Raw genomic sequence first — 6059 nt, 5'->3', positions numbered from 1 at the left:
TGATGGCTTTGTCGAACATAGCAAGCGAGTCTCCCCTACATGTCTGATCAACTTTGAACGCAATCGTTACAGCGTTCCTGCATCTTTTGCTAACCGGCCTGCCAGTTTACGGGTCTATCCCGAACGGCTTGCTGTAGCCGCCGAAGGTCATATTTTGTGCGAACACACACGCATTATCGACCGCTCACATAAAAATCTGGCGCGCACGATTTATGACTGGAGGCATTACTTAGCAGTCATCCAGCGCAAGCCAGGAGCACTCAGGAATGGCGCACCTTTTGCAGAACTACCGCCTGCGTTCAGGACGTTGCAGGACCTAATGCTGCAACGTCCTGGCGGTGACCGTGTCTCTCTCGTCGTTTGAAGGCAACGACTGTCGGTCGATATCTTGGCATTGGTGCTGCACCACGACGAACAGGCTGTGCTTGTAGCCGTGGAAATGGCCTTAGCTGAAGGTGTCGCGACCAAGACCCATGTGTTGAATCTACTACACAGGTTGATCGACAGAAAGGCGACGGACGGACCCAATGTAGACACACCACAAGCCCTTGCTCTAAGCCTTGAGCCAAAGGCGAATGTCGAACGCTATGACGGACTTCGCACTCGGAACGTAGGAGGTAATCATGCGTCATGACCCTGCCAGCGGCGCCATTGTTATCATGCTCCGTAGTCTGAAGATGTACGGCATAGCACAAGCTGTCACCGACCTCACAGATCAAGGCGCGCCAGCCTTTGATGCTGCGGTGCCGATGCTCACTCAGTTGCTAAAGGCTGAACTGGCAGAGCGGGAGGTGAGATCCATAGCCTATCATATGAAAGCCGCTCGCTTCCCTGCTTATAAGGACTTGTCGGGCTTCGACTTCGCAGCCAGCGAGATTAACGAGGCCACTGTGCGACAACTTCATCGCTGCGAGTTCTTGGATGGCGCGCAAAACGTCGTGCTAATCGGTGGCCCTGGGACCGGAAAAACGCATGCCGCTACTGCCGTTGGCGTTCAGGCCGCAGAGCATTATCGCCGAAAGGTTCGCTTCTTCTCAACCATCGAACTGGTCAATGCGCTTGAGCAGGAAAAGAATATTGGTAAGGCCGGAAAGATTGCAGAAAGCCTTATCAAGCTAGATCTCGTGATCCTGGACGAACTGGGATACCTGCCTTTTAGCGCATCTGGTGGCGCGCTTCTCTTTCACCTGCTGAGCAAGCTCTATGAGCGCACAAGCGTCATCATCACGACAAACCTCAGCTTCAGTGAATGGGCCACGGTCTTTGGGGACGCTAAAAAGACAACAGCTTTACTCGACCGACTTACACATCGTTGCCACATATTAGAGACTGGAAATGATAGCTTTCGATTCAAGGCGAGTTCGACAGCAGCAGCGCAAACAAACAAGGAGAAAAATCATGTCTTGACCCAAACATGACCTAACAAATATAAACTAAAGGTGGGTCAGTTCTCAATGAAAAACCCGGGTCACTTCTGAATGGAAATCAACATCCAAAGCGTAAACAAGCTAGGAATGGGATGCTCTCACCCGCAGGCTATGAAAAAAGCAGAAATTAAAACCGCAGGGTGTCTAGGAAACGCGGGGCGATGCAATATGCTTGAAATTGTGACGGCTCAGGAAATGACGTTGATGGCTAAATTGGTTGAAAACGGTGACATGAATAAACGAGAACTTTTGCAAACTTACCAAGTATCGAAAGCGCCCCATAGCGCGTTCTCGCGCCGAAAATTTAAATGCGAACTCTCAACCTGATTGTTCTGATATTGCCCTGTTTCATGGCGGTTACGGATACCAAGATCTCGCAAAGCAACACCGTAGGAGCATAGCTTATCAGTTACTACTATAGTTGGAGTACCGCATTTGGAAAGCAAGTTCTTTAATATTTTCAATGCGACATTGCAATCTCTACGCTTCGAAACATAGCTTTCCAGCACCGTGCCTTGGTTATCAATAGCGCCAGAGATAGCATTTCACCGTTGATTTTGACAAAAACTTCATCAATGTGCCAACGTTAGCTTAAGTGGTGCCTGCTTGATGGTGCCGAACCTGTTTTGCCAATAAGGGGCCAGAACGATTCCACCAAAACGTACAGTTTCATGACAAGTATCGATTCCACGTTCATGCAAAACATCCTCCACTTGCCGCAATCTAAGCGGTAATCGCAGATAATACATCACTGCTAATTTTACAATTTGGGGAGAAGTCTTGAAATACTGAAAAGTGTTTTTCGTTATCATGACTAAAAATTACCGTAACTCTTTAGAGACGACATGTTTCTGTGATAGCATCGGCTTAAGCAAGTTTAGTGACTTCCGCATACACAATATTCCTGTTCGCGCCATAAAACACCTTAAGGTCAATCGCGTTTCGATCGACGCTGCCATTAACAATTTCTTCCATATCCTTAGCATTTCGCAATATGAGTGGCCAATCCATGAATGTTTCCATGTAACCATCCGTTTTTATTTCATCACTGAAATTTGCGAACAACAATTTTCCTCCCGGCTTAACCATCTCCCAGCACCGCTGCATCAACTTTACACCAACAGGCAACGTTAAGTAATCATACAAACCTGATGCGTAAACTAGATCAAACTCACCCAATTTATATTTACGCCCTAAAATTCCACGAACAGACCCTTCAATTGCTTGAACAGCATTATCCGGATTTGAAGCTTGAACTGTTGCCAAGCTTTCAGGGTCTTGGTCTAAAGCGACCCAGCGCTGCATATTACCAGAGTGTAAAGTCTTTGATTTTTCTGCTTCACGCAAATGGCCACAAGCAATTGATAAAATTTCGGCATCTGAGTTTTCGCTTGCCGCTGCATCCACATAGCTGGTTAGAATATCACAGCGCTCGCGGCCAGCTACTGAACTATCCGCATTGCTTGTATAATGATAAATATCCCTCCCAAGCTCAGTGGCTTCATCAATAATGGTTTTGGCGCTGTCGTGCTGATAATAGATATCCAAAAGAGTCGCGTCCCCCGAATATCCTCTTGGTTTTTCAAATGACCACTTCGTGAATGGGTCCTGCAACAGATAGGAACGAACGGCATGATTTTGAGCAATAGGAATGAGCTCTTTCCAAATTGCTAATCCTGCGCTCTTGCGTAATTCATGTAAATTTTGAGCTAGTTTAGCTACAATTTTGCCAGGCTCAGTATCACCTTTAAATTCGCGATGAGCCAACTCTAATGCCAGCATGAGTTGACCTCGTGAAACAATCATTTTGACTGGTTCAGCAGCGTCCGTTCCACCGTAAAGCACCTTATCAGCTATTTCTGGCGTAACTGCGGAATATTTATCAAGAGCGAAACTGGGCTTGGGCATTTTTCATCCTTTGCGAAAATCGGAGCAATATCACTGAAGCCCTTTATCAACACATATTCAAGCACTCGTTAAGTCGTTGTTAACCAGTTTTTCCATTTGATCGCTGACATTTACATTTATTTTTCTCAACGGAGCTACATTTACTCAAAGTAATGAAGTCTGATCGAAGTGAGAATGTAGGGTTTCAGTTACGGCATTAGTCCAACGTGAAGCTGAGCACACAATGTATTCAAAACCGCAGAGCAAGTTTAAGAAAACGATTCTTAACAGACTCCGAGAAAAACGGCGTAACCCAACTGTGGGTCGTCTGCTTTCAATTAGAGATTCCGGACGAAATCGAGAGCTTTTGCGCGTTGGCATGTGGTTAGCTGCTTTAAGCTATATTTTCTATGGCGTATTCGACTGGTATCTATTCCCAGACATCAATGAACAACTCGTCATTTTGCGCGTGTTGCTCGGTGTCGTTACAGTCTCTTTTATTGAAATTGCTCTATTCCTAAAACGGCCATTGAAGGAGCTCCAATGGTTGGGCGCTTCAGCAATTGTAATTGGGTCGCTCACATGGCTAATTGTAGCTCGGCAAACCACATTTCAAGTCAATTTCGCGCTCTTTTCTGTCTATGGTGCAATATTCATACTCGGAACTAATCTTTATTTTAGATTTAAATTTCATATTGCGGTCATAGCTTCACTCGCAATTACCGTGAGTTATGCTTGTAACGCTATGTATATTGATAACCTTCCGCATTGGGTTAATGTTACGACTGCATTATTTTTCATAAATTGCTTCGTACTTTCGCTTTACGTCTCTTGGCAGATGGACGCTGCCCGATACGATCATTTTTTAAGTGAATTCGATACGCGTCAGAGAACAAAGAAAGCAATCAAGCACAACCAAACACTTCTTGAAATAGCTGAAACAGACCCATTGACTGGTTTGGCCAACCGGAGAGCTATCGAACGAAAATTTTCACTTATTGTGGACAAGAGGAAGAACGACAGTGAATATTGCGGCGTTTTGCTTATCGATGCAGATTATTTCAAAAGCTACAATGATCTTCTAGGGCATCAGGCAGGAGATACCTGCCTTCAAGCAATGACGGCAGCACTTCTGCGTGTCGCAGAGCGATATAATGCAATTGTAGGCAGACATGGCGGTGAGGAATTTATCATCATATGTACTATGAGTGCTTCTAAAGAACTCAAGAAAATAGCCGCTGAAGTTTGTGACGAAGTGCGTAACATGAATATGGCGCACCCTGGCCGTACAGATGCGCTCAGCATCATAACAGTCAGTGTTGGAGCCACTTACGCAGAGCTATCTAGCGGCCCTACTCTCGTAAAGTTGACAGAGGAAGCGGACCACGCGCTCTATAGAGCGAAATCAGGCGGCCGAGCAACCTTTAGAGTGTTCGATGATCATACGATTAGTGAAGATCATTCTAGTTATAACGTGTTAAAATCGATTGAGAATGTAATTAGCGAAAATCGAATTAATGCTGTTTATCAGCCCTTAATTGATGCGAACACGGGACATCTGTTCGGTCATGAGACGCTTATGCGGATTTTGGACAAAAATGGAAATAATATAAGTCCGGAGTTTTTCATACCAATAGCCGAAGAGAGTGGCCTCCTGTGCGAGCTTGGTGAATGGATTATAGATCAAGCTTGTTATGATTATGGACGACACCCAACTGGTGAAGTGATCAGTGTGAACGTATCAGTCGTGCAGTTACGCAAGCCTGGCTTCCCTCTTACTGTTATGTCTTCAATACAAAGACATGGTTTATTGCCGCAAAACTTGGCTATCGAAATTACGGAAACTATCAATATACTGGAAGACGAACTCGTCAGAAATGCTATCAGACAACTACGCTCCAACGGCATCAAGATATGGCTTGATGATTTCGGCACAGGTTATGCCGGCCTAAAATGGCTCCGAGACATTGAATTTGATTTGGTTAAAATCGACCGCCTCTTTTTGCATGACAGTTCAAATTCTCAAGGTGAACAAATGCTTCAAGACATTATCACGCTTGCTAAGAACAGAGGCTTGAGCGTTCTAGTAGAAGGTGTGGAGAAATCTGAACAGCAGGTTATGCTCAAGGCACTTGGAGTGGATTACATGCAAGGATATCACATTGGTGTACCTGCGAATAGATTTTGTAACAATTTGTTCAAACTAGTCGGAACTGCATAACTTGCTCGTCATCTTTAGCGGGCGGTAAGTCCGTTTGACATCAACGCCTAATGGACAGATTGGCCAAGATGCGTGAGGAAGAGTTTTCGGCTCATCATTTACTCCATGATGGTAATGATGAGACAGAAAACCGATCGACACATAAGTATTTAAAGAGTTTAGATCACCTATATTGACGGCGAAGTCTCTACTACAGCTTTTTGATACAGTGTCGACGTTTGAGCGTAGCCACCCCACGATTAGAACAAAAAGTAGATCAAAATTATTGCTGGAATGGGAATACCAATTGCCCATAAAAGAATTGCACGCATTGAACTCTCCTTTGTGATGTTACTTACATGACAAACGCAATCAGGGATAATTGGTTCCGTACACAGCGTGACTACAGACAAGCAATCACCTTGAAGTCACCCGCTATCAAATTTTGAATGTTACTTTACGTATATTTGGAAAAAGCGATGAAATTTGGCCCAGCTCTCGAACGCTAATGAATTAACTAACGTTTATATAACCTTTTGAGTGGT

General features: G+C 44.8%; 5 protein-coding genes and 1 pseudogene. 4 read left to right on the top strand and 2 right to left on the bottom strand.

Translation table 11 applies throughout. The features are described 5' to 3' along the window. The 3 genes and pseudogenes from N530_RS17370 to N530_RS19310 all read left to right on the top strand — a co-directional run. Nucleotides 1–634: pseudogene (locus N530_RS17370) on the top strand (IS21 family transposase); the annotation flags it as partial. Then, entirely contained in the window at nt 624–1418 is a 795-nt protein-coding gene (istB, locus tag N530_RS0103850) for an IS21-like element helper ATPase IstB (protein WP_026479640.1), read from the top strand. The pseudogene N530_RS17370 and the gene istB, both read left to right, overlap by 11 nt. Nucleotides 1419–1478: 60 nt before the next feature. Then, a complete protein-coding gene (locus tag N530_RS19310) occupies nt 1479–1754 on the top strand; it encodes a hypothetical protein (protein ID WP_026479639.1) in 276 nt (91 codons plus the stop codon). Here N530_RS19310 and N530_RS19305 read toward each other — a convergent pair. After that, on the bottom strand, nt 1685–1936 hold the full coding sequence (locus N530_RS19305) for a DDE-type integrase/transposase/recombinase (RefSeq protein WP_247869158.1): 252 nt from the start codon (nt 1934–1936) through the stop codon (nt 1685–1687). The two genes, N530_RS19310 and N530_RS19305, sit on opposite strands and share 70 nt — an antisense overlap. 358 nt (nt 1937–2294) lie before the next feature. Further along, a complete protein-coding gene (locus N530_RS0103840) occupies nt 2295–3335 on the bottom strand; it encodes a class I SAM-dependent methyltransferase (RefSeq protein ID WP_026479638.1) in 1041 nt (346 codons plus the stop codon). Between the two features lie 223 nt (nt 3336–3558). On the opposite strand from N530_RS0103840, the gene N530_RS17365 reads away from it, so the two are divergent. Next, complete coding sequence (locus N530_RS17365) at nt 3559–5535, top strand: bifunctional diguanylate cyclase/phosphodiesterase (RefSeq protein WP_051540733.1); 1977 nt, start codon at nt 3559–3561, stop codon at nt 5533–5535. Nucleotides 5536–6059: the final 524 nt, after the last annotated feature.

The organism is Ahrensia sp. 13_GOM-1096m, assembly GCF_000620605.1.
In the GTDB taxonomy this organism is placed as follows: domain Bacteria; phylum Pseudomonadota; class Alphaproteobacteria; order Rhizobiales; family Rhizobiaceae; genus Ahrensia; species Ahrensia kielensis.
The sequence above is the reverse complement of the archived record's forward strand: the minus strand, read 5'-3'. Positions and strand labels throughout refer to the sequence as shown.

Excerpts from the sequence above, each read along its gene's own strand:
- istB (WP_026479640.1), top strand. The coding sequence starts at position 624 with ATGCGTCATGACCCTGCCAGCGGCGCCATTGTTATCATGCTCCGTAGT.
- N530_RS17365 (WP_051540733.1), top strand. The coding sequence starts at position 3,559 with ATGTATTCAAAACCGCAGAGCAAGTTTAAGAAAACGATTCTTAACAGA.
- N530_RS19310 (WP_026479639.1), top strand. The coding sequence starts at position 1,479 with ATGGAAATCAACATCCAAAGCGTAAACAAGCTAGGAATGGGATGCTCT.
- N530_RS0103840 (WP_026479638.1), bottom strand. The coding sequence starts at position 3,335 with ATGCCCAAGCCCAGTTTCGCTCTTGATAAATATTCCGCAGTTACGCCA.